Origin of the sequence: Aeromonas sp. s11, assembly GCF_040907945.1 — a bacterium.
GTDB lineage: Bacteria > Pseudomonadota > Gammaproteobacteria > Enterobacterales > Aeromonadaceae > Aeromonas > Aeromonas veronii.
In genome coordinates, this window is sequence record NZ_JBFOCU010000044.1 from 103,384 (window position 1) to 125,071 (window position 21,688).

Consider the following 21,688-nt stretch of genomic DNA (forward strand, 5'->3'; position numbering starts at 1 on the left):
GGATTATTTCACATCCTTGAGCTTGGGTTTGGGTTGGATATATTCGCGGGCCACATCAACCACGGCGATGTCTTTCAAAAATTCGCGACCCAGCAGCACAGGGAAGGTCATGTCGCTACGGTCTTTCAGGGTAAATTCGGCTTTCTCGGTCATGTCGCCAATGCGCACGGCCAGACGCACCACCGGACGGCGGTCCAGATCGTCGGCAGAGGCCTGACGCACCCGTACATGGCGTACCAGCGGCGCTTCGATCTGGATCTTGTCGTCCACTTCCTGATGGCTCAGGAAGAAGCGCACCCAGTTTTTGCCGTTGCGCTCGAAAATGGTGATCTCCTGCGCACTGATGGAGGAGGTGGTCGCACCGGTATCGACCCGCGCCTGGAAGGCGTCGTTGGCTGCATCAACCCAGATCCACTCGGCTTCACCGACCATCAGCTTGCCATCGATGGTGTGACCTTGATTGGGGGCCGGGCACTTCTCGGTGGGGATGGCCATCGGCTTGGGTGGCTCGGAGGGGAGGGTGGCGAGCTTGTGGTCTACTTGCTTGACGGACTCTTTCATATTGGTGACATCTGTGTTGAGCTGAACCAGCAGGTGCTGTTGCTGCACATACTGCTTCTGTTGCTGTTCCATGGATGTTTGCAGGCGTTGCTCGCTCTGGCTCAGCTCGCTACGAAGCTCGGCCAGCGTCAGAGCAGGAACCTGAGGCGCTTTTTCCATATTGACACACCCGCCGAGACTAAGCAGGGAGAGCAGGGTCATTCCTTTTAATTTGCTTTTCATGTCATTCATTTAACTGTGCTTCCTGGAATTGGGTCAGTGTAACTTCCACAAGCGCCATCGGCTAGTCTTTGACCTTGCGGGCAATCAGTACGGCACGTTTCGGCGCCGGGTGTCCTTCTACCGTGAGTGCCGGATTGTCTGGATCCAGATAGTCACTCAGGGATTCATTAATCATCCAGTCGGTACGACGCTGTTCGTCGGTGCTGGTCATATTCTCGTCTACTATCCGTACGTCGGTGAAGCCGCAGCGCTCGACCCACAGCTTGAGGGCGCGGCTTGAGGGAATAAACCAGACGTTGCGCATCTTGCCGTAACGATCGGTGGGCATCAGCACGTCGTTGACCCCGCCGTCAATCACTAGCGTCTCCAGCACCAGCTCGCCATCATCTTTCAATTGATTGCGCAACTGCTCGATGTGCTCGATGGGGGATTTGCGGTGATAGAGCACTCCCATGGAGAAGACGGTGTCAAAAGCACGCAGCTCCGGCAGCTCCTGAATGCCGAGCGGCAACAGGTGGGCGCGCTGATCATTGCCCGCGAAGTGACGAATGGCCTCGAACTGGCAGAGGAACAGCGGGCTCGGATCGATGCCGACTGCAAGCCGAGCCCCTTCACCCACCATGCGCCAGAGGTGGTAACCGCTGCCGCAGCCCACATCCAGCACGTAACGCCCTTCGAGCGGGCTGATATGGGGCTGCACCCGATCCCACTTCCAGTCAGAGCGCCACTCGGTGTCGATGTGGATGCCGTGCACGGTGAACGGCCCCTTGCGCCAGGGCATGAAGTGGCGCAGCAGGCTCTCGACCTTCTTGCGCTCCCCTTCGCCAAGGCTCTCGGCCGAGCCAATCTCGACCCGGCTTTTCAGCTCGACGTTGCCGGGGGAGACCACCGGCAGCTTGTTGAGGGCGCGGTTCCAGCGCGGCAGATCGCCATGCTGGTTGTCATGTTGCCAGGCGTGCAGCTGGGCGGGCAGGGTATGCAGCCAGTGGCTCAGCCGGTTTTTGGCAATCAGTTGATAGAAATTGGCAAAGTCGATCATGGCTGGGCGTCGCTGGATTTGATGGCAATCATGGAGCCGAAGTTGAAGCACTGGAACCAGAGATCCTGATGGACGAAACCGGCATCCCGCAGGCGTGCCTGATGCACCGGCAGGCTGTCGGTGCGCATCACGTTCTCAAGGGCAGTGCGTTTCTGGCTGATCTCCAGCTCGCTATAGCCATTGGCCCGCTTGAAGTCGAGGTGAAGATCGATGAGCAGCTCGTTGACCGGTTCATCTTCGAAGCGGAACTTTTCGCTCAGGATCAGGATCCCGCCCGGGCGCAGACCATCGTGAATGCGCTGGATCAGGGCGGCCCGTTTTTCTGGCTCGACAAATTGCAGAGTGAAGTTGAGCACCACCACGGAGGCGTTCTCGATCTCGATGTCGCAGATATCTGCTTCCACCAGCTCCACCGGCACCTCGGATTTGAAACCGGAGAGGTGGGCGCGGGCGCGCTCGATCATCGGATGGGAGAGATCCACCGCGGTGATGTGGCAGCCGAGCTGGCTGACATGGCGACGCATCGCCTGGGTCGCGGCGCCCAGTGAGCAGCCGAGATCATAGAGTCGGCTCTCGGGTTGGGCGTAGCGGGCGGCCATCATGCCGATGGCGGAGATGATGTTGCTGTAACCCGGCACCGAGCGCTGGATCATATCGGGAAAAACGTCGACGACCTGTTCGTCAAAACAGAAGTCTCCCAATCGGGCGATCGGGGCGGCAAAAATTTGATCTTTGGTATGCATGCTGGCGCAACCTGACAGTCGGGACATCACCCGGCTGTATTGTTCAATTGAGTCGTTGGGTGACACCCATCAGAGTAGATTTATCACCTGTTTACGAACGGGGTGGCTGGTCGTGAAATCCTTTGGACCGTTCCTGTTCGTACGGGCCATGTTCCGGACCCTTACTTGGGGCGGTAGTGTAGAGGATTGATGGCCGTTTGTCTTGACGCCAGGGCTTGCCACGCCACAAAAAAGCACTTTTTTTGCAGCGAAACGATGGCTGCAGAATGGGTTGGCTAAAAGCGCAGCACTCCCTGCCGTGCGCGATCGTTTTCCCCCGGCCAGGGGGCCATCTCCTGCTCCAGCAAGCGGGTGATCTGGCGGGCCAGCTCAGGTGCCTGGGCGTTGTCGGCAGTATGTATATAGAGGTAGAGATCTTTCCCCTCCCCGAGCCACTGGCGCCAGTGGGGGAGCCAGCTGGGCAGGAAGGGGTGATTGGCCGCCGGGTCCGGCAGGCCGATAAAGCGCACCATGGGGGCGTTGGCGGTGGCCAGCAGATGCACCGGCAGGCGCGGTTTCTTGCCCTGGGCATCGACAAGGGCTGGCGTGGTTGCTGGCACCGAGAAGAGTGGCCGGCTGTCGAGCATCACCCGGTTCACACCCTGTTCCATCAGCAGCCGGTTCAAGGCCCGCTCGGCCTCCCCCTTGGCGAAAAAGTCGGGGTGACGCACCTCGAGGGCGTAGCGAAACGCCCGTGGCAACCGCTCGATAAAGGCCGCCAGTCTGGCCAGCCCCTGTGGCCCGAAACGGGCGGGCAGCTGCAGGGTGAGCAGCCCCAGCTTGTCGTGTAGTGGCGCAAGTAGCTTGATAAAGTCGGCAACCTGTTTGTCTGCGCTCACCAGATCGCTCTGGTGGCTGATGGTTTGTGGAAACTTGAAGTTGAAACGAAAGTGATCGGGCACCGCATCGGCCCATCGCTGTACCGTGTCCGGTGTCGGCAGGGCGTAGAAGGTGGTGTTACCCTCCACCGAGTTGAAGACGGTCGCATAGTGGGCGAGGTGTTCGGCAGGCTTGGCGCCAAGGCCCAGCAACTGGCCTGGCCAGCTGGGGTGGGACCACTGCGGCAGGCCCAAATAGAGGCTCATGATGGCTATTCTCTTCGCTCTTGGTGCATTCGTGCCGATTTTTTGCCCGCTTTTTGCCATCGAGTGCAAAAAACTGGCGAAAGGAGGCTGCTGGCCATTTTACCCAAAAGGGGGTTTTCCTCTATAATGCCAGCCCTTTTGTTTTTCAATTTCTTGTGACCCATGCCTATCTACGAATATCGTTGCGACGTCTGTGGCCATGAATTGGCAAAACTGCAAAAGCTTTCCGATGCCCCCCTGACCGACTGTCCGGCCTGTAGCAAGCCGAATCTGGTCAAGCTGATATCGGCGGCAGGCTTCCGGCTCAAGGGAACCGGATGGTACGAGACTGATTTCAAACCGGGTAAGAAAAAGAATCTGGCCAGCTGTGAGACAGACGGTGCTTGCCAGTCGTGCCCGGCGGCCCAAGGTTAACCGTCTCTCTACAATTTCGAAGGAAGAAGTCCATGCGCTCTATCTATTGCGGACAGGTCAATGAGGCCCATGCAGGGCAGACCATTACATTGTGCGGTTGGGTTCATCGTCGTCGTGATCTCGGCGGTCTGATCTTTATCGATATGCGCGACCGGGAAGGGATCGTTCAGGTGTTCTTCGATCCAGACAAGCCGGACGCGTTCGCCCTGGCCTCCGAGCTGCGCGGCGAGTTCTGCATCCAGGTGACCGGCGTGGTGCGCACCCGTCCCGAGTCCCAGCGCAACAGCGACATGGCCACTGGCGCCATCGAAGTGTTCGCCCACGAACTCAACATCATCAACCGTGCCGAGCCGCTGCCGCTGGACTTCAATCAGGTCAACAGCGAAGAGATCAGCCTCAAGTATCGCTACCTGGATCTGCGTCGTCCCGAGATGGCCAAGTACCTGAAGACCCGTGCCAAGGCTAGCGCCTTCGTACGCCGCTTCATGGACGAGCACGGCTTCCTCGATATCGAGACCCCGATGCTGACCAAGGCCACCCCGGAAGGTGCCCGTGACTATCTGGTGCCGAGCCGCGTGCACAAGGGCAAGTTCTACGCTCTGCCGCAATCTCCCCAGCTGTTCAAGCAGTTGCTGATGATGTCCGGCTTCGACCGCTACTACCAGATCGTCAAGTGCTTCCGTGACGAAGACTTGCGTGCCGACCGCCAGCCGGAATTCACCCAGATCGACGTGGAGACCTCCTTCATGACCGCGCCGCAGGTGCGTGAAGTGATGGAAGAGATGATCCGCAAACTGTGGCTGCACATCCTGAACGTGGATCTGGGCGACTTCCCGATCATGACCTTCGACGAAGCCATGCGTCGCTACGGCTCCGACAAGCCGGACCTGCGTCTGCCAATGGAGCTGGTTGATGTGGCTGATCTGCTGACTGCTGTCGAGTTCGCCGTGTTCGCGGGCCCCGCCAACGATCCGAAAGGCCGTGTGGCTGCCCTGAAAGTCCCGGGCGGTGCCGAGCTCTCTCGTAAGCAGATCGACGAATACACCAAGTTTGTCGGCATCTACGGTGCCAAGGGCCTGGCCTGGATGAAGGTTAACGAAGCCGCCAACGGCATCGAAGGCGTGCAGTCTCCGGTTGCCAAGTTCCTCTCTGACGCCATCGTGCGCGAGATCCTGGCTCGTACCGGCGCTGCCGACGGCGACATCATCTTCTTTGGCGCTGACAGCAAGAAAGTGGTCTGCGATGCCATGGGCGCCCTGCGTCTGAAAGTGGGTCGCGATCTGGGCCTGCTGGAGAACAGCTGGAAACCGCTGTGGGTCATCGACTTCCCGATGTTCGAGGAAGATGGTGAAGGTGGTCTGGCCGCCATGCACCACCCGTTCACCGCGCCGAGCAACATGAGCCCGGCCGAGCTGAAAGCCAACCCTGTGGGTGCTTACGCCAACGCCTACGACATGGTGATCAACGGCTACGAAGTGGGTGGCGGCTCTGTCCGTATCCACAACAGCGAGATGCAGTCCACCGTGTTCGACATCCTGGGTATCACCCCGGCCGAGCAGCGCCTGAAGTTCGGCTTCCTGTTGGATGCCCTGAAGTACGGTACCCCGCCGCACGCCGGTCTGGCCTTCGGTCTGGACCGTCTCAGCATGCTGCTGACCGGCACCGAAAACATTCGGGACGTCATCGCCTTCCCGAAAACGACCGCGGCCGCCTGTCTGATGACAGACGCCCCCAGCCTTGCCAATGCCGCCCAACTGGGTGAGCTGGCGATTGCAACCACCGTCAAGGGCGACGAGTAAGCCGATACCGGCACCGGAGGCCGCCGCCGTGCGGCCTCTGTGTTTCCCTTGGGTTAGTCATGATCAGTGTTACTGACATTTAAAAAATAACGGAGAGTCTCTATGGCAGGTCACAGTAAATGGGCCAACATCAAACACCGCAAGGCCGCTCAGGACGCCAAGCGTGGCAAGATCTTCACCAAACTGATCCGCGAAATCACTACCTCCGCGCGTCTGGGTGATGCCGATCCGGCCAACAACCCGCGTCTGCGTGCTGCGGTGACTGCCGCCCTGACCAACAACATGACCCGCGACACCATCAACCGTGCCATTCAGCGTGGCGCCGGTGGTGGCGATGGCGAGCAGCTCGAGACCATCGTATACGAAGGTTACGGCCCGGCTGGCTCTGCCGTGATGGTAGAGTGCCTGACCGACAACCGTAACCGTACCGTAGCCGAAGTGCGCCACGCCTTCAGCAAGTGCGGTGGCAACCTGGGTACCGATGGCTCCGTTGCCTATCTGTTCAGCAAGAAAGGTCTGCTGACTTTCGTGGGCGTAGACGAAGATGCCCTGATGGATGCCGCGCTGGAAGCGGGCGCCGATGACGTGGTCACCGAAGAGGATGGCACCATCGAGGTGTACACCACCCCGAACGACTTCGGTACTGTGCTGGATGGTCTTGAAGCTGCTGGCTTCAAGGCCCAGAGCGCCGAAGTGACCATGATCCCCTCCACCGAAGCTGAGCTGGATGCAGAAACTGCACCCAAGCTGATGCGTCTGATCGACATGCTGGAAGATCTGGACGACGTGCAAGAGGTTTACCACAACGGCTCCATCTCCGATGAAGTCGCTGCGACCCTCTGATCGCTGAATTGTGCTCTCCCGATGGCAGCCTGATGGCTGCCATTTTTTTATCTTTGCATCGTGGCAACTGCTGATGTGTCGGTTGCGCAACCGGTGCTACAACTCTCTTCACTTACAATCTTTCCCGCTTTCTCCGCGAATTATCATTGATCTGTCCCTGCCAGTAGGTTGGCCCTGCACGTATGCCAGTCGGCAGTTCTGCTGCGTTGTGTTAGCGAGGCTCCGCTTATCCTGTTTATCACACCCATAGCTCTTGAGATGGCGTTGACTGCTCACATCTGCCCGTCAGGGTAATTCGTTGCGGGTAGGGGATAGGAGGTGATGGAGCGTGCTCTTGTTATCACCGAGGGCATCAATGCTGAGTCTCTGGTTGGGCTGCCGATAACGGATTGGCTGGGGCGGGTTGGTTGGGAAGTTAGGGGCTGCACTTGCGCAATCGTCAGAGAGATGATGGCTGTGATTAGTAGCAGATAAAAAAAGCCCGCGCAGTGCGCGGGCTTGTTATCTCAGGACTGGTTATCAGGCCTTGGATTTCTTCTTGCCTTCAACCTTGGCTTCAACCGGGGCAGCAGTTACCGGAGCGGCTTCGGTGAACGGACGACCGTAGTAGGAGTCCAGCAGAACCTGCTTCAGCTCGCTGATCAGCGGGTAGCGCGGGTTGGCGCCGGTGCACTGGTCATCGAAAGCTTCGATAGCCAGCTGGTCAACCTTGGCCAGGAAGTCAGCTTCAGTCACGCCAGCTTCGCGGATAGAGGCCGGGATACCCAAGGTAGCCTTCAGCTCGTCCAGCCAGGTCAGCAGCTTCTCGATCTTGGCGGCGGTGCGGTCACCGGCAGCAGTCAGACCCAGGTGGTCAGCGACTTCGGCGTAACGACGACGAGCCTGCGGGCGGTCGTACTGGGAGAACGCAGTCTGCTTGGTCGGGTTGTCGTTCGCGTTGTAGCGGATGACGTTGCTGATCAGCAGGGCGTTAGCCAGACCGTGCGGAATGTGGAACTCGGCACCCAGTTTATGAGCCATGGAGTGGCACACACCCAGGAAGGCGTTGGCAAACGCGATACCGGCGATGGTGGCAGCATTGTGCACCTTCTCACGAGCGATCGGGTCGTTGGCACCGTTCTGGTAGCTGGACGGCAGGTACTCTTTCAGCATTTTCAGGGCTTGCAGCGCCTGGCCGTCGGAGTACTCGTTAGCCAGTACGGAAACATAGGCTTCCATGGCGTGAGTCACGGCATCGATACCACCGAAGGCACACAGGGACTTCGGCATGCCCATGACCAGGTTGGCATCAACGATGGCCATGTTCGGGGTCAGCTCGTAGTCAGCCAGCGGATACTTCTGACCAGACACTTCATCGGTTACTACTGCAAACGGAGTGACTTCAGAGCCGGTACCGGAAGTGGTGGTGATACAGACCAGTTCGGCCTTCACGCCCATTTTCGGGAACTTGTAGATACGCTTGCGGATGTCCATAAAGCGCATGGCCAGATCTTCGAACGCAGTGTTCGGGTGCTCGTACATCACCCACATGATCTTGGCAGCATCCATCGGTGAACCACCGCCCAGCGCCAGGATAACGTCCGGTTTGAAGGAGTTGGCCATCTCGGCACCCTTGCGAACCACAGCCAGGGTCGGGTCAGCTTCTACTTCGTAGAACACTTCCACTTCCATATTCTGTGCTTTCAGCAGGCTGACCAGTTCATCGGCGTAGCCGTTGTTGAACAGGAAGCGGTCAGTTACGACCATGGCACGCTTTTTACCTTCCAGGTCGCTCAGAGCGATCGGCAGGGAACCACGACGGAAGTAGATGGATTTCGGAAGTTTGTGCCACAGCATGTTTTCTGCCCGTTTTGCGACTGTCTTCTTGTTGATCAGGTGCTTCGGACCCACGTTTTCGGAGATGGAGTTACCGCTCCAGGAGCCGCAACCCAGGGTCAGGGACGGTGCCATTGCGAAGTTGTACAGGTCACCGATACCGCCTTGGGTAGACGGAGTGTTGATCAGGATACGCGCGGTCTTCATCTTGTCGCCGAAGTACTTGATGCGGTCAGCGTTGCGGTCCTGGTCGGTGTACAGACCTGAGGTGTGGCCGATACCACCGATGTTGACCATGTCACAGGCCATATCAACGGCGTTTTCGAAGCTGCTTGCACGGAACATACCGAGCAGCGGGGACAATTTCTCGTGAGCAAACTCATCTTCTGCACACAGCTTGACGCCTTCACCGATCAGGATCTTGGTATCAGCCGGTACAGTCACGCCTGCCATCTCGGCAATCTTGGTGGCTGGCTGGCCAACGATGTTGGCGTTCAGTGCACCGTTGATCAGGATGACTTTACGTACCTTGTCAGCATCTTCTTTGGAGAGCACGTGGCCCTTGTGGGATGCAAAGCGCTCTTTAACCTGGTCGTAGATGGCATCAACAACGATGACTGCCTGCTCGGAAGCACAGACCACGCCGTTATCGAAAGTCTTGGACATCAGGATGGAGGCAACGGCACGCTTCACGTCGGCGGTTTCGTCGATAACGATAGGTACGTTACCGGCACCTACACCGATAGCAGGCTTACCAGAGGAGTAGGCTGCTTTCACCATGCCCGGGCCACCGGTGGCCAGGATCAGGTTGATGTCTTCGTGCTTCATCAGGGCGTTGGAGAGCTCAACAGACGGTTGGTCGATCCAGCCGATGATGTCTTTCGGTGCACCAGCGGCAACAGCGGCATCCAGTACCAGCTTGGCAGCGGTATTGGTGGAGTTTTTGGCACGGGGGTGCGGGGAGAAGATAATGGCGTTGCGGGTCTTGAGCGCGATCATGGATTTGAAGATCGCAGTAGAGGTCGGGTTGGTGGTCGGAACGATACCACAGATGATACCTACCGGCTCGGCGATGGTGATGGTACCCATCTGATCATCTTCGCTCAGAATGCCGCAGGTCTTCTCGTCTTTGTACTTGTTGTAGATGTATTCGGAGGCGAAGTGGTTCTTGATAACCTTGTCTTCGATGATACCCATACCGGATTCTTCCACGGCCATCTGGGCCAGGGGGATACGGGCGTTGTTGGCGGCCAGGGCGGCGGCACGGAAGATCTTGTCTACCTGCTCTTGAGAGAAGCTGGCGAATTCACGCTGGGCTTCCTTAACGCGGGCGACCAGTGCATCCAGTTCAGCCAAATTGGTTACTGCCATGTTTATCTCCTGATTATTTGAAAACTGTTTAGTAAGACGTTGGCAATGCCCGGCAATTATAGTCGCCCTGTCAAGACGGTATTGTTGCAACAGCTTTTTCACATGCCTTACTAAATCGCTTTCTGAGTCGATTATAGAGCGGGGCTGACTCAGAAAAACTTGATCTGGATCATGTGTAACAAAAGAACAAAAGAAATTTTATTTCACAATCCTTGTTTGACTGATGTTATCGGAATGTGCATCAAAGGGAAAGGTGAGAGACTTGTTAGTGCAGAGTAATAAACCACATTTATCAAGTGGTTAATTGCACTCGGCCATAGTATTACAGAGCTATTTTGGCGGTATAGGTTAGCAAATATGAGTGAATCGGTTTCAAAACCACCGACAAACGCACTTTATTCCAGCGTTTGTTGCAAAAATGATTGTTGTTTTAATCCATGACTAATCCGCTTTATTCCCCAAGGGGGCTATTTCTGCCCCCTTTCCCAGTTTTGCATTGTGGCTCTCTTGCCGAGTCAATGAAGTGATGTCTGGCCTGAAATAGTGGGAAGGCAAAACCTGGATCCTCTCGAGTCGCTTGGTCATTCGGTCAGTCATCGTCGGACTCTCTGGTCATGATTAAGCAGGCTTGCACTCACTTTTCTAACGCGTGTAGGGCGGTAGAAAGGGCTTTTGGCATCGGTTTATGCCGGTTAGCGCGTATGCATTAGATGAACTAACTAAAAAACCCTCAAAATGGTGAGATTATTTGATTGGTGCCCGCTCTGGCTATGATGTAAATTTACGCACGAAATTAATGGACTGGCCCGCTGGGCCCGAAACTCTATTGGAAGGCGCCTATGGCAGCAATTGACGTCTCGTTGTATCTGAAGTTTTTTGTCGGTTTGTTCGCAATTATCAATCCGCTTGGTTTGTTGCCGGTGTTTGTCAGCCTGACCAGCCACCATACCCAGGCCGAGCGGATGAAAACCAATACCACCGCCAATATCGCGGTGATGGTGATCCTGCTGGTCTCCATGTATATGGGGCAGCTGATCCTCGATGGGTTTGGCATCTCGCTGGCGTCGTTCCGGATCGCCGGTGGGTCGCTGATTACCCTGATTGCCTGGTCGATGCTGCAGGGCAAGCTGGGCGAGGTGAAGCACAACAAACAGGAGAAGGGTGAACTGGCGGTGCGCGAGTCTATCGCCGTGGTACCGCTGGCGCTGCCGCTGATGGCGGGCCCCGGTGCCATCTCCTCGGTGATTGTCTATGCCAGCCAGAGCCACTGGCAGCAGCTGCTCGGCATGTCAGTGGTTGTCGTGGTCTTCTCCTTCTGCTCCTGGCTCATCTTCCGCGCCGCGCCGCTGCTGTTCAAGATCATGGGCAACACCGGCATCAACGTGGTGACCCGTATCATGGGTCTTATCATGATGTCGCTGGGTATCGAGATCATGGTGGCCGGTATCAAGGGGGTTTTCCCCAGCCTGATGTGAGCCAGCTCCGCTTTATGAAAGCCGGTCCTCGTGACCGGCTTTTTATTGGTTGCTTTTTGCCCGGTCTTTTCTAGAATCGGTCGTTTGTGTGAAAAATGAGCGCCTTGCTGGTGTTTTAATACTGAAAAAGCGCATGCCAGCTGATTTTTTGACCAGAAAATGACGATTACCCTGACAATATCTGTTGCATTATCGGAATTGGCAGGGAATTATGCTGGGAGCGGGTTTTAACCCCGTCACTTTAAAAAACGCATGGAATGTTCTTGTTGGAGTAGGGAAATGACTCATAAAAAAACAATGATTAACACATTGCTGGTGGCTGCACTGTTTGGTGGCGTCAATGTGGCTCAGGCTGCCGATGTCCCGGCGGGAACCAAGTTGGCTGAAGTCCAGCAACTGGTAAAAGGCAACGGCTCCGAGCCTGCGACCCTTGACCCGCACAAGACCGAAGGAACGGTCGAATCCAATATCCTGCGCGACCTGTTCGAAGGTCTCGTTGCATCCGGCCCGAAAGGGGAAATTCTCCCGGCGGTGGCTGAATCCTGGGAAACCAAGGATAACAAGCACTACGTCTTCCACCTGCGCAAAGATGCCAAGTGGTCCAACGGTGACCCGGTCACTGCCCACGATTTCGTTTTTGCTTTCCAGCGTGCCGTTGATCCGAAAACCGCCTCTCCTTACTCCTGGTATCTGGAGATCCCGACCATTGCCAATGCCTCCGAGATCATCGCAGGTAAAAAGCCGGCTGATACGCTGGGCGTGAAGGCGACCGACGACTACACCTTCGAAGTGCAGCTCGAGAAAGCGATCCCTTACTTCGTCAGCATGCTCTCCCACACCACCACCTATCCGGTACCGAAGAAGGTGATCGAGAAGTTCGGTGACAAGTGGACCCAGCCGGAAAATATGGTATCCAACGGTGCCTATACCCTGAAGAACTGGGTGGTGAACGAGCGCGTCGAAGTAGAGCGCAACAAGCACTACTGGAACGATGGCAAGACCGTCATCAACAAGGTGGTCTATCTGCCCATCCAGTCTACCAACGCCGACTTGAGCCGCTATCTGGCGGGCGAAGTGGACATCACCTATCAGATGCCCATCGAGCGCTTCAAGCAGATGAAGAAAGAGAAGCCGGACGAGCTGAAAGTGACCGGTTATGTTGGTACTTACTACTACCAGTACAACGTCAAGAAGAAGCCGTTTGACGATGTGCGTGTCCGTACTGCGCTCTCCTATGCCATCGATCGCGACGTGATCGCCGACAAGGTGATGGGTCAGGGTCAGACGCCCGGTTACACCCTGGTGCCGGACTTCGTCGATGGCTTCAAGCCGGTCGCCCCCGAGTGGTCGAAGATGACCCAGGCCGAGCGTGATGCCAAGGCCAAGGCGCTGCTGCAAGAGGCCGGTTTCGATGCCAGCAAACCGCTGAAGTTCGAGCTGCTCTATAACACCGACGACAACCACAAGAAAGTGGCTGTGGCCGTTGCCTCCATGTGGAAGAAGCTGGGCGTGCAGGTGAGCCTGGTCAACCAGGAGTGGAAAACTTACCTGGAAACCAAGAAACAGGGTCAGTTTGACGTAGGTCGTGCCGGCTGGATCGCCGACTACAACGAAGCCTCCTCCATGCTGGATCTGATGCAGACCACCCACGGCAACAACGACGGCAAGTACTCCAATCCGGAGTTCGACAAGCTGATGGATTCGTCCCGTGATCAGGTCGATGTGGCTGCCCGCAACAAGCTCTACGTCCAGGCTGAAGAGATCCTGGCCAAGGACATGCCGATTGCCCCCATCTACCAGTACGTGACTGCCCGTATGGTCAAACCCTATGTAGGCGGCTACCCGGCCAACCCGCTGGATAACCTCTACAGCAAAGATATGTACATCATTGCTCATTGATTTAAAGCAACAAGTCGCATAACAAGCAGGGCCCGCCGGACGGCGGGCCTTTATTACAACCGCGACCATTTGGAAGCAGTACAGGACAGGAAATGTCTATGTTGAAATTCATTTTTAAACGGCTATTGGAAGCGATCCCGACTCTGCTGGTCTTGATCACCGTCTCTTTCTTCATGATGCGTTTCGCCCCCGGTAACCCCTTTACCAGCGAGCGTTCACTGCCCCCCGAAGTCATCGCCAACATCGAGGCCAAATATGGGCTCGACAAACCCATTGGCATGCAATATCTCACTTACCTGGGCAACCTGGTGCAGGGTGATTTGGGCCCCTCTTTCAAATACAAGGATTTCACCGTCAATGATCTGGTGAGCCAGGCGCTGCCTGTTTCCGCCAAGATCGGGACCACGGCCTTCTTCTTCGCCGTGCTGCTGGGGGTCACCTTCGGCACCATAGCGGCCCTGAAACAGAACACCATCATCGACTATCTGCTGATGTCGTCGGCCATGGCCGGGGTGGTGATCCCGGGCTTTGTGCTGGCGCCCTTGCTGGTGCTGTTCTTCAGTATTCATCTGGGTTGGTTCCCTGCCGGTGGATGGCAGGGGGGGGGCATCCAGTTTATGGTCCTGCCGGTGTTCGGCATGATGATGTACTACATCTCTGCCATCTCGCGGATCATGCGGGGCAGCATGATCGAGACCATGAACTCCAACTTCATTCGTACCGCCCGTGCCAAGGGCTTGCCGCTGCGCCACATCATCCTGAAACACGCGCTGCGCCCGGCCATGCTGCCGGTGGTCTCCTATCTGGGCCCGGCCTTTGTCGGCATCATCACAGGTTCCGTGGTGATCGAGACCATCTTCGGCCTGCCGGGGATCGGTCAGCTGTTCGTCAACGGTGCCCTTAACCGTGATTACTCCATGGTGCTCGGTCTGACCATTCTGGTCGGCGCCCTCACCATCACCTTTAACGCTGTGGTCGATATTCTCTACGCCTTTATCGATCCCAAGATCCGTTACTAATTCAGGAGTTCATCATGGTTGTTTCAACTGAAAAACGCGATGCCGTCGAGGCGTTCGCGCAAAAGGTCGAGGTGGTGGAGGGGCGCTCCCTGTGGAAGGATGCCCGTCGCCGTTTCCTGCGTAACAAGGCGGCCCTGACCAGCCTGATCATTCTGACCATCATCGGTCTGGCGGTCATCTTTGGCCCCCATTTGTCCCAATACACCTTTGACGATCCGGACTGGGGCGCCATGCAGTCGCCGCCCGATATGGAAGCGGGTCACTACTTTGGTACCGACAGCCTGGGACGCGATCTGTTCGTGCGCACCCTACTGGGCGGTCGCATCTCCCTGATGGTCGGCATCATGGGCGCCATGGTGGCGGTCATCATCGGTACTTTGTATGGCGCTGCCTCCGGTTTTATCGGCGGGCGGGTCGACAGCCTGATGATGCGGGTACTGGAGATCCTCAACGCTTTCCCCTTCATGTTCTTTGTCATCATGCTGGTCACCTTCTTTGGCCGCAATCTGGCACTCATCTTTATCGCCATCGGGGCGGTTAGCTGGCTCGACATGGCGCGGATCGTGCGGGGCCAGACCCTGAGTCTCAAGAGCAAGGAGTTTATCGAGGCAGCCCACGTCTGTGGCGTCTCCAAGTGGAAGATCATTACCCGTCACATCGTTCCGAACGTACTCGGTATCGTGGCCGTCTACGCCACCTTGCTGGTGCCGGGGATGATCATGTTTGAATCCTTCCTGAGTTTCCTGGGCCTTGGGGTTCAGGAACCGATGACCAGCTGGGGTGCCCTGCTGGATGAAGGCTCCAAGTCGATGGAAGTGGCCATCTGGCAACTGCTGTTCCCCGCCTGCTTTATGGTGGTGACCCTGTTTTGCTTCAACTTCCTCGGGGATGGTCTGCGTGACGCCCTCGATCCGAAAGATCGTTAATCGAGCATCGGGTCGACAGGAAAGCATCACGAAAGATCGATAAGGAGTTTTTATATGAAGTTACTGGATGTGAAAGATCTGCGGGTCGAGTTCAAGACCCCGGACGGCAATGTGGTGGCGGTCAACGACCTCAACTTTTCTCTCTCTGCGGGTGAAACCCTGGGGATCGTCGGTGAATCCGGCTCTGGCAAATCCCAGACGGCCTTTGCCATCATGGGGCTGCTGGCCAAGAACGGCATTATTACCGGTTCCGCCAAGTTTCAGGGCGAAGAGATCCTCAACCTGCCGGAGTCCAAGCTCAACAAGATCCGCTCCGAGAAGATCGCCATGATCTTCCAGGACCCCATGACCTCGCTCAACCCCTACATGAAGGTGCAGGATCAGCTGATGGAAGTGCTGATGTTGCATAAGGGCGTCAGCAAGGCGGAAGCGTTCGAAGAGTCGGTGCGGATGCTCGATGCGGTCAAAATTCCCGAAGCACGCAAGCGGATGGGGATGTATCCCCACGAGTTCTCCGGCGGCATGCGTCAGCGGGTGATGATCGCCATGGCACTGCTCTGCCGGCCGCAACTGCTGATCGCCGACGAGCCGACCACCGCGCTCGACGTGACCGTACAGGCCCAGATCATGACTCTGATGAACGAGCTCAAGCGTGAGTTCAACACCGCCATCATCATGATCACCCACGACCTTGGCGTGGTCGCCGGTATCTGCAACAAGGTGCTGGTGATGTATGCCGGTCGTACCATGGAGTACGGCAAGGTAGACGATATCTTCTATCGCCCGAGCCACCCCTACACCGAAGGTTTGTTGCGCGCCATTCCCCGCCTCGATGCCGAAGGGGAAGTGCTGCCCACCATCCCGGGCAATCCGCCCAACTTGCTGCGTCTGCCCACCGGTTGCCCCTTCCAGGAGCGTTGCCACCGGGTCAGCGAGATTTGCGGCCAGCAGTCACCGATCCTGACCCCGTTCAACGACGGTCGGGAGCGTGCTTGCCACTGGGTTTCGGATGCCATGAACAAGGGGGCCAACTAAATGGGTGCCGACAAAAAATTGCTGTTGGAAGTGTCTGACCTCAAGGTCCACTTCAGTATCAAGAGTGGCAAGGCGTGGCCCTGGGCCAAACCGTCCGACCTCAAGGCGGTCGATGGTGTGACCTTGCGTCTCTACGAAGGGGAAACCCTCGGCGTGGTGGGGGAGTCCGGTTGCGGCAAATCGACCTTTGCCCGCGCCATCATCGGCCTGGTACCGGCCACCGATGGCAAGGTGGTGTGGCTGGGTGACGATCTCACCAAGCTCGATCAGAATGCCCTGCGCGAGAAGCGCAAAGAGATCCAGATGATCTTCCAGGACCCGCTGGCTTCTCTGAACCCGCGCATGACCATTGGCGACATCATCGCCGAGCCGCTCATCACCTTCTATCCCAACCTGCCACGGGAAGAGGTGAAGGAGAAGGTGCGCGCCATGATGAGTAAGGTGGGGCTCTTGCCCAACCTGGTCAACCGCTATCCGCACGAGTTCTCCGGTGGCCAGTGCCAGCGGATCGGGATTGCCCGGGCGCTGATCCTCGAGCCCAAGATGATCATCTGCGACGAGCCGGTGTCGGCGCTTGACGTCTCCATTCAGGCGCAGGTGGTCAACCTGCTCAAATCCCTGCAAAAGGAGATGGGGCTGTCGCTCATCTTCATCGCCCACGATCTGTCGGTGGTCAAACACATCTCCGATCGGGTGCTGGTGATGTATCTGGGCAATGCCGTCGAGCTGGGGACCCGCAAGGAGATCTTTGCCAATCCGCTGCATCCCTACACCAAGGCGCTGATGTCAGCGGTGCCGATCCCGGACCCTGAGCTGGAGCGCAACAAGGTGATCCAGATCCTGGAGGGGGACTTGCCCTCACCGATGAACCCGCCTTCCGGTTGCGTGTTCCGCACCCGCTGCCCGGTGGCTGGCCCCGAGTGTGCCAAGACCCGCCCTGTGCTGGAGGGTAACTTCGATCACGCGGTCTCCTGCCTCAAGGTCGACCCGCTCTGATGGGGCTGTGTTGAACCTGTTTGCGGGGCTCCTTGATGGGGCCCCGATTTATTTTTGACGGCAGTGAAGATGCCTCTTGGCGTTATCTTTTACCGCTGCTACTATCCGCACAACAAGGGGAGTAACTTCTCGCCGGTTTGTCGTCATTACGGTGCACCCATTTCCTGCAGTGCACCCGGCAGCCGGGCAGTTGATGCAAATCAGCTGTAAGTGAGACCTTGCCGAGAGGCAAGGTGTATCTGCTCCAAACGCAAACCCACGCCTCTCGGTCGTGGGTTTTGTCGTTTTTGGGAGAAGTGAACATGGGTGAATGGTGGATGTGGACCGGTTTCTTCAGCATAGTGCTGGTCCTGTTATGGATAGACATACGCTTTGTCGGTGGCGGCAAGTCACACAAGGTGTCCCTCAAAGAGGCAGGAGTCTGGTCTCTTATCTGGATCAGCGTGGCCCTGCTCTTCAACCTGGCTATCTGGCTTTGGCTCGATCACAGCGCGGGCCGTGAAATCGCCAACCAGAAGGGGTTGGAGTTCCTCACCGGCTACCTCATCGAGAAAGCGCTGGCAGTGGACAACGTCTTCGTCTGGCTGATGCTGTTCGGTTACTTTGCCATTCCGGCCGAGCTGCAGCGCCGGGTGCTGCTCTATGGAGTATTGGGTGCCATCGTGATGCGTGCCGGTATGGTGTTCGCGGGCAGCTGGCTCATCGAGCAGTTCCACTGGATCCTCTATCTGTTCGGCGCTTTCCTGCTGCTGACCGGCGCCAAAATGCTGTGGGCGGCCGACAAGGAGCCAGATCTCGCCAACAACCCGTTGCTGGGCTGGATGCGCCGTCGTTTCAAGGTGACCGAGACTCTGGAAGGGGAGAACTTCTTCGTCTGGCGTGACGGTGTGCGCTATGCCACCCCGCTGCTGCTCATTCTGGTGCTGGTGGAGGTGAGCGATCTCATCTTCGCGGTGGACAGTATTCCGGCCATCTTCGCGGTGACCACGGATCCCTTCATCGTGCTGACCTCCAACATCTTCGCCATCATGGGTCTGCGTGCCATGTACTTCCTGCTGGCGGGTGTGGCTGATCGCTTCGCCCTGCTCAAATACGGTCTGGCGCTGATCCTGATGTTTATCGGGGTCAAGATGCTGCTGCTGGATATCTTCAAGATCCCGACCGGCATTGCGCTTGGTGTCGTTGCGTTGATCCTGCTGGCATCCATGGGGCTGAGTCTGTTTGTGACCCGTAAAAAGGCCGCTTGAGCGCGGCAGACAATGAAGCAATAACAACAAGGGCTCCCGCGGGAGCCCTTTTTCATATCGCGTGATCAGCGTTTGATCTTCTTGGGGTTAGTGTAGCCCCAGATGGTGTACATGTCCGCCAGCAGGGCGCCGTTGTACTCCTCCAGATCCGCCTGTTTCACTTCGGCTTCACCCTGACGGCCAAACAGCACCACCTCGTCGCCGGGTTTCACCCCTTTCAGATCAGTCACATCCACCATGATGGTGTTCATGGAAGTCTTGCCGACCACCGGCACCTTCTGACCCTGGATCAGCACATAGGCCTTGTTGCTCAGGGAGCGGCGATAGCCATCGGAGTAGCCCAGCGGCAGGTTGGCGAGCCAGGAGTCACGCTTGAGGGTAAAGGTGCGGTCATAACCGACGGTGTTACCCGCTGCATAGTGGTTGACCGAGGCGACCTGGGTCTTGAATGCCATCACCCGCTTGTATTCGGTGTGGGAGGGGATGGAGTCACCGTAGAGCAGGCCGCCCGGGCGCACCATGTCGAAGTAGGCGTCCGGCACGGCCAGGGTGGTGAAGGAGTTGGCGGCGTGGATGGTGATCTTGCTGCGATCCAGCTTGCCCGCTTCCAGCAGCCACTGGGAGTCCAGTTTGAACTGGGCCAGCCCCATCTTGACGTCCTCTTTCTCCTCCACCGGGAAGTGGGTCATGATGCCGACCGGGGTGATCCCCTTGAGCTTGAGCATGGCCAGCGCATCCTGCTTGGCATCGGCCAGACGCAGGTCGATGCCGTTGCGGCTCATGCCGGCGGAGTTGAGTGCGATATGCACCGGAATGGTGGTGTGGTGGCGCTGGGCGATATCGGCGATATCCTGGGCACTCACCAGACTGCCGATCAGCTCCTCCATCTTGTAGGGCAGGGCCTGCTCTACTTCATCCGGGGTGGCAGCACGCACCCGCATCAGACGGCCGGTAAAGCCCTTCTCGCGGGCGACGCGCGCCTCTTCGTTGCTGGCGATGCCGATGCAGGGGATATTGGCCTTGACCACGGAGGGGACCAGCAGGTCGATGCCATGACCATAAGCGTCGGCCTTCATGATGGCGCAGATCTGCGGGCCCTTGTCGCCGAGGCGATCCTTGAGGGTCTGGATATTGTGTTCAAAGGCGCCCAGATCCACTTCCAACCAGGCGTTGCTGGCGGTTTGCTCCTGGCCGCTGCGATGATCCGTCGCAAGGGGCAGATAGGGAGCCGCAACGGCTTGGCCCGCGAGCAGGCCGAAGATCAGGGTAGCCAGCAGAGTTTTCTTGTGCATGGTGATTCCTTTTTGTTGTTCGCGTTGGATAGTTTGGACGGGGTCGGCCACATTGGTGGTGGTTTAACCACAACTTGTTGTTATTATTATGATCTTTGTCACTCTCAACAGGCGCTGACTGGTTGGGAGTCTACCGCAACACGGGTTCGGCCGACACTCGTCAGGGGAAGAAAATGGTCAATCTTGAGTTACGTTTGCCACCACCGCTGATCTTCCTGCTCTGTGCCGGGGCCATGTGGTGGCTAAGAGGGGAGAGCCAGCCCGGCATCTGGGCAATGACGCTGATGGCTATGCTGGTCGTGGCGGGGGCCATCATGGGCTTTGGTGCCCTGCAACGGTTTCGTCACCATCAGACCACGGTCAGCCCCACCAAGCCGCAGCACACCAGCCGTCTGGTGACCTGTGGCGTTTATCGTGTCAGTCGCAATCCCATGTATCTGGGCTTGCTCTGCTGGCTGGCCGCCTGGGGCTGTTATCTCGGTGGAAGTTGGATCTGGGTTGGGCCAATCGTGCTGGTGGCCTGGCTAACTCGCTTTCAGATCATGCCGGAGGAGCGGCTGCTACGCGCCCGTTTCGGCGACGAGTATGTGGCGTATTGCCAGCGCGTTCGCCGTTGGTGCTGACTGGCTGTGATCTGCGTGGGCTGAGCGGATAAGTCGGGCCAGCCATGCTGGATAAAGAGAACCCCGGGCTGGCCCGGGGTTCTCGAGGGGCTAGTTAGAAAAAATCGCCCTTCTCGTCCTTGGTGGGTTCGAGGCTCCAGCCGGTGGCATCGCTGCTGCTGGCAATCTGTCCCTTCTCCTTCCACAGCTTGATCTTGAGGCGCAGGTTGTTGGCCGAGTCGGCGTTTTTCACCGCCTCTTCTTCCTCAATCACCCCTTCCACCACCAGATCGAACAGTGCACTGTCGAAGGTAACCATGCCGAGGGCCTTGGATTTTTCCATCACCTCTTTGAGGCCGCCAAATTCGCCGCGCTTGATCATGTCGCGGATGGTGTGGGTGCCAAGCATGATCTCCACTGCGGCCCGGCGGCCGCCATCGGTGGTTTTCACCAGCCGCTGGGAGACAAAAGCCTTGAGGTTGTTGCCCAGATCGTTGAGCAGCTGGGGGCGGCGCTCCTCGGGGAAGAAGTTGATGATGCGATCCAGCGCCTGGTTGGCGTTGTTGGCGTGCAGGGTGGAGATGGCAAGGTGGCCGGTTTCGGAGAAGGCCAGCGCATGTTCCATGGTCTCGCGATCGCGGATCTCGCCGATAAGAATGACGTCCGGCGCCTGACGCAGGGTGTTTTTCAGGGCTGCGTGGAAGCTGCGGGTATCCACGCCAACCTCCCGCTGATTGATGATACTCTTGCGGTGGCGATGAACGAACTCCACCGGATCCTCGATGGTAATGATGTGGCCACCGCTGTTGCGGTTGCGATGGTCGATAAGCGCTGCCAGCGAAGTGGATTTACCCGAGCCGGTACCGCCGACAAACAGCACCAGACCGCGTTTCTCCATGATGGTGTCGAGCAGCACAGGCGGGAGTTTGAGATCTTCAAAGCGGGGGATTTCGGTCTTGATGTTGCGGGCTACCAGAGAGACTTCGTTGCGCTGCTTGAAGATGTTGACCCGAAAGCGGCCGATCTGGGGCAGGGAGATGGCGAGGTTCATCTCCAGATCCTTCTCGAACTGCTGCTTCTGCTCGCCATCCATGATCTCGGCGGCGATCCGCGCCACTTCACCCGGCTCCAGCGGCGTTTCGTTGAGGGGGCGCAGGCCGCCGTTAAATTTGGCGCAGGGGGGCGCGCCGGTCGACAGATAGAGGTCTGAGCCATCCTGCTTGGCCAGGATCTGTAACATGTCTCGCAATTCCATTTTTTTGCCTC

General features: G+C 57.5%; 18 protein-coding genes. 11 read left to right on the forward strand and 7 right to left on the reverse strand.

What is annotated here, in order from left to right:
- Nucleotides 1–3: 3 nt before the first annotated feature.
- The 4 genes from AB5Y84_RS12780 to AB5Y84_RS12795 all read right to left on the reverse strand — a co-directional run bounded on the left by AB5Y84_RS12780 (nucleotide 4) and on the right by AB5Y84_RS12795 (nucleotide 3,689).
- The gene (locus AB5Y84_RS12780; RefSeq protein WP_005337698.1) at nucleotides 4–792 is read right to left on the reverse strand and encodes an ATP-dependent zinc protease; all 789 of its coding nucleotides are present in this window, start codon (nucleotides 790–792) and stop codon (nucleotides 4–6) included.
- Nucleotides 793–844: 52 nt separating this feature from the next.
- Entirely contained in the window at nucleotides 845–1,822 is a 978-nt protein-coding gene (gene cmoB, locus AB5Y84_RS12785) for a tRNA 5-methoxyuridine(34)/uridine 5-oxyacetic acid(34) synthase CmoB (protein WP_368177083.1), read from the reverse strand.
- Nucleotides 1,819–2,565 carry a carboxy-S-adenosyl-L-methionine synthase CmoA gene (gene cmoA / locus AB5Y84_RS12790; protein ID WP_005337690.1) on the reverse strand — a complete coding sequence of 249 codons (747 nt, stop codon included), beginning with the start codon at nucleotides 2,563–2,565 and terminating at the stop codon, nucleotides 1,819–1,821. The genes cmoB and cmoA overlap by 4 nt, the downstream gene beginning before the upstream one ends.
- Nucleotides 2,566–2,840: 275 nt before the next feature.
- Nucleotides 2,841–3,689, reverse strand: a complete 849-nt coding sequence (locus AB5Y84_RS12795; RefSeq protein WP_005337688.1) for a DUF72 domain-containing protein — start codon at nucleotides 3,687–3,689, stop codon at nucleotides 2,841–2,843.
- Nucleotides 3,690–3,851: 162 nt separating this feature from the next.
- Between AB5Y84_RS12795 and AB5Y84_RS12800 the strand changes: the two genes are divergently transcribed.
- From AB5Y84_RS12800 to AB5Y84_RS12810, 3 genes are all read left to right on the forward strand, one after another.
- The gene (locus tag AB5Y84_RS12800; protein WP_005337686.1) at nucleotides 3,852–4,103 is read left to right on the forward strand and encodes an FmdB family zinc ribbon protein; all 252 of its coding nucleotides are present in this window, start codon (nucleotides 3,852–3,854) and stop codon (nucleotides 4,101–4,103) included.
- 32 nt (nucleotides 4,104–4,135) lie between these two features.
- Nucleotides 4,136–5,902 (forward strand): aspartate--tRNA ligase, encoded by a 1,767-nt coding sequence (aspS, locus tag AB5Y84_RS12805; RefSeq protein WP_005337684.1) that lies wholly within the window; start codon nucleotides 4,136–4,138, stop codon nucleotides 5,900–5,902.
- 102 nt (nucleotides 5,903–6,004) lie between these two features.
- Nucleotides 6,005–6,745, forward strand: a complete 741-nt coding sequence (locus AB5Y84_RS12810) for a YebC/PmpR family DNA-binding transcriptional regulator (RefSeq protein ID WP_005337681.1) — start codon at nucleotides 6,005–6,007, stop codon at nucleotides 6,743–6,745.
- Between the two features lie 519 nt (nucleotides 6,746–7,264).
- Here AB5Y84_RS12810 and adhE read toward each other — a convergent pair.
- Nucleotides 7,265–9,931, reverse strand: a complete 2,667-nt coding sequence (adhE, locus tag AB5Y84_RS12815) for a bifunctional acetaldehyde-CoA/alcohol dehydrogenase (protein ID WP_019446648.1) — start codon at nucleotides 9,929–9,931, stop codon at nucleotides 7,265–7,267.
- An 839-nt stretch (nucleotides 9,932–10,770) separates the two neighbouring features.
- Between adhE and AB5Y84_RS12820 the strand changes: the two genes are divergently transcribed.
- The 7 genes from AB5Y84_RS12820 to AB5Y84_RS12850 all read left to right on the forward strand — a co-directional run bounded on the left by AB5Y84_RS12820 (nucleotide 10,771) and on the right by AB5Y84_RS12850 (nucleotide 18,528).
- Nucleotides 10,771–11,406: a YchE family NAAT transporter gene (locus AB5Y84_RS12820; protein WP_005337678.1), complete on the forward strand. Its 636-nt coding sequence runs from the start codon at nucleotides 10,771–10,773 to the stop codon at nucleotides 11,404–11,406.
- Nucleotides 11,407–11,685: 279 nt separating this feature from the next.
- Nucleotides 11,686–13,305 (forward strand): ABC transporter substrate-binding protein, encoded by a 1,620-nt coding sequence (locus AB5Y84_RS12825; RefSeq protein WP_005337675.1) that lies wholly within the window; start codon nucleotides 11,686–11,688, stop codon nucleotides 13,303–13,305.
- A 98-nt stretch (nucleotides 13,306–13,403) separates the two neighbouring features.
- Nucleotides 13,404–14,324, forward strand: coding sequence for an oligopeptide ABC transporter permease OppB (oppB, locus tag AB5Y84_RS12830; RefSeq protein ID WP_005337672.1), 921 nt, complete (start codon nucleotides 13,404–13,406; stop codon nucleotides 14,322–14,324).
- Between the two features lie 14 nt (nucleotides 14,325–14,338).
- Nucleotides 14,339–15,250, forward strand: coding sequence for an oligopeptide ABC transporter permease OppC (gene oppC, locus AB5Y84_RS12835; RefSeq protein ID WP_005337670.1), 912 nt, complete (start codon nucleotides 14,339–14,341; stop codon nucleotides 15,248–15,250).
- A gap of 54 nt (nucleotides 15,251–15,304) precedes the next feature.
- Nucleotides 15,305–16,285 carry an ABC transporter ATP-binding protein gene (locus AB5Y84_RS12840; RefSeq protein ID WP_368177084.1) on the forward strand — a complete coding sequence of 327 codons (981 nt, stop codon included), beginning with the start codon at nucleotides 15,305–15,307 and terminating at the stop codon, nucleotides 16,283–16,285.
- On the forward strand, nucleotides 16,286–17,281 hold the full coding sequence (gene oppF, locus AB5Y84_RS12845; RefSeq protein ID WP_005337666.1) for a murein tripeptide/oligopeptide ABC transporter ATP binding protein OppF: 996 nt from the start codon (nucleotides 16,286–16,288) through the stop codon (nucleotides 17,279–17,281).
- Nucleotides 17,282–17,583: 302 nt separating this feature from the next.
- Entirely contained in the window at nucleotides 17,584–18,528 is a 945-nt protein-coding gene (locus tag AB5Y84_RS12850; protein WP_033137996.1) for a TerC family protein, read from the forward strand.
- 65 nt (nucleotides 18,529–18,593) lie between these two features.
- On the opposite strand, the gene alr is transcribed toward AB5Y84_RS12850, so the two are convergent.
- On the reverse strand, nucleotides 18,594–19,820 hold the full coding sequence (gene alr, locus AB5Y84_RS12855; RefSeq protein WP_368177085.1) for an alanine racemase: 1,227 nt from the start codon (nucleotides 19,818–19,820) through the stop codon (nucleotides 18,594–18,596).
- A gap of 173 nt (nucleotides 19,821–19,993) precedes the next feature.
- On the opposite strand from alr, the gene AB5Y84_RS12860 reads away from it, so the two are divergent.
- Nucleotides 19,994–20,443, forward strand: coding sequence for an isoprenylcysteine carboxylmethyltransferase family protein (locus tag AB5Y84_RS12860; RefSeq protein WP_368177086.1), 450 nt, complete (start codon nucleotides 19,994–19,996; stop codon nucleotides 20,441–20,443).
- Nucleotides 20,444–20,537: 94 nt separating this feature from the next.
- Here AB5Y84_RS12860 and tapW read toward each other — a convergent pair whose 3' ends face one another.
- Nucleotides 20,538–21,677, reverse strand: a complete 1,140-nt coding sequence (gene tapW, locus AB5Y84_RS12865; RefSeq protein WP_005353124.1) for a type IVa pilus ATPase TapW — start codon at nucleotides 21,675–21,677, stop codon at nucleotides 20,538–20,540.
- Nucleotides 21,678–21,688 lie beyond the last annotated feature (11 nt).